Consider the following 1772-nt stretch of genomic DNA (forward strand, 5'->3'; position numbering starts at 1 on the left):
GTTGAACCGTGCAGTGCTGGAATCCGATCTGGTTCTGGCCACTGGCAGAGTCGAACCCCATCAATACGCCGGATACAGCGGTGGCGGCAAGACCGTGGCGATCGGCTGCGCGGCGGAACCGGTCATCGCCTACACCCACGGCCCGGCGATGCTCGATCGATCCGGAACGCGACTCGGTGTGCTGGCGGGAAACCCATTTCAGGAAGCGGTTCGCCAGGTCGCAGACGCCGCCCACGTTGCCTTTGTCGCCAACTGCGTGCTGGACGACGACGGTGCGCTGGTTGCCGCCGCGTTCGGGCATCCGGAGGGGGTGCAGGACGTCCTCGCCGAGCAGGCTGCGGCGATGTACGTCGCTCCCATCGAACGGCAGTTCGATATCGCGGTGGCCGGTGTGGGATATCCGAAAGATCAGAATGTCTATCAGGCCAGTCGGGCGGCGAGCTATCTGCACTTCGCGCCCACGCCGGTGGTCCGGCCGGGAGGCGTCATCATCGTGCCGGCGGGCTGCCCGGAAGGACCGGGGGAAGGCGTCGGCGAACAGCGATTTTTTGGGGCGATGTGCGAACCGCGGGCCGCTTTCATGAGCCGAGTTCGCGCTGGGGACTTCCTGCCAGGTGAGCAGCGGGCATACATCATGGCTCAGCTGCTGGAAACCGTGCAGGTGATCTTTGCTGGAATCGAGCACCCGGACACCGTGCGAAACATGGGATTCCTGGCTGCATCGTCAATTGAGTCGGCACTGGACATGGCCGGCGAAATCGTTGAAAGGCCCGCGACGCTGCTGGTCGTCCCCCATGCCCTGCTGACGATGCCGGTCGTTCGCGCACCGATGGTTTCGTCGTGATCGATCTCCATTCCCACGTTCTGCCCAACATCGACGACGGGTCGGGTTCGGCCGAAGAAACTACGGCCATGCTCGGTTTATGGCGCTCCTTTGGTTTCCAGCGCGTCGCGGCCTCACATCATCTGTCGGGAGAATTGGCGGCGGACTATCAGAGGCGTATTGTCGCCGCGACCGCGTCCATTGGTCCGCAGGCCCAGCGAATGGGTATCGAATTGGTGTCTGGCTTCGAGATTTTGCTCGACCCTCGTCTGCCCGAGCGACTGGGTCGGGGGGAGCCGCTGTCGCTGGGCGGTTCGCGAGCCGTGCTGGTCGAGTTGCCGTTCCTCTCGTGGCCGAGCTATGCGGAGGAGGTGCTTTTCGCATTGCAGCTGGGCGGATATCGACCCATCCTCGCCCATCCGGAGCGCTACGATGCCGTCCAGCATGATCTTTCGCTGGCCACGTCCGTTGCCGAACGGGGAGTCGTCCTGCAGTTGACGTTCGCCAGTCTGACGGGCGCCCTGGGACCGGCGCCGAAAAAGACTGCAGAGCGTCTGATCGGTCTGGACCTGCCCATCATTCTGGCCAGCGACGCCCACAGCGATGGTCAGCGCCTTTTGGCCATTCCGGAGGCGCTGAAACGAGCGGAGCGTTCGGTGGGCGCGGAGCGACTGCGACAGCTGACAACCGAAACGCCGCAGGCGCTGCTGGCCGATCAAGCATTGCCGGACCTGGCGCCGGTGGAGGCGAGTGGTCAGGCTTCGAACCGTTTTCGATTGCGGCGGCGATGATGCCGGCAGGCGGCGCATATGCTAAACTTCGGGGCTGAGCGAACGGAATCGTTCCCCGATAGCTCAACGGTAGAGCGCCCGGCTGTTAACCGGTAGGTTCTAAGTTCGAATCTTAGTCGGGGAGCCAGAAGAAACGCCGGGATCCAGCTGGGCCCGGC

2 protein-coding genes and 1 tRNA gene are annotated in these 1772 nt (G+C 63.9%); all 3 read left to right on the forward strand.

Going from position 1 to position 1772, the window contains the following annotated elements; translation table 11 throughout:
• Positions 1-844: lactate racemase domain-containing protein (locus R2855_20145; GenBank protein MEZ4533318.1), on the forward strand; the 844-nt coding region annotated here is incomplete at its 5' end.
• A complete protein-coding gene (locus tag R2855_20150; protein ID MEZ4533319.1) occupies positions 841-1614 on the forward strand; it encodes a CpsB/CapC family capsule biosynthesis tyrosine phosphatase in 774 nt (257 codons plus the stop codon). The genes R2855_20145 and R2855_20150, both read left to right, overlap by 4 nt.
• A gap of 52 nt (positions 1615-1666) precedes the next feature.
• Positions 1667-1741 (forward strand) — tRNA-Asn (locus R2855_20155).
• The last annotated feature ends 31 nt before the right edge of the window (positions 1742-1772 follow it).

This window comes from Thermomicrobiales bacterium, assembly GCA_041390825.1.
In the GTDB taxonomy this organism is placed as follows: Bacteria; Chloroflexota; Chloroflexia; order Thermomicrobiales; family UBA6265; genus JAMLHN01.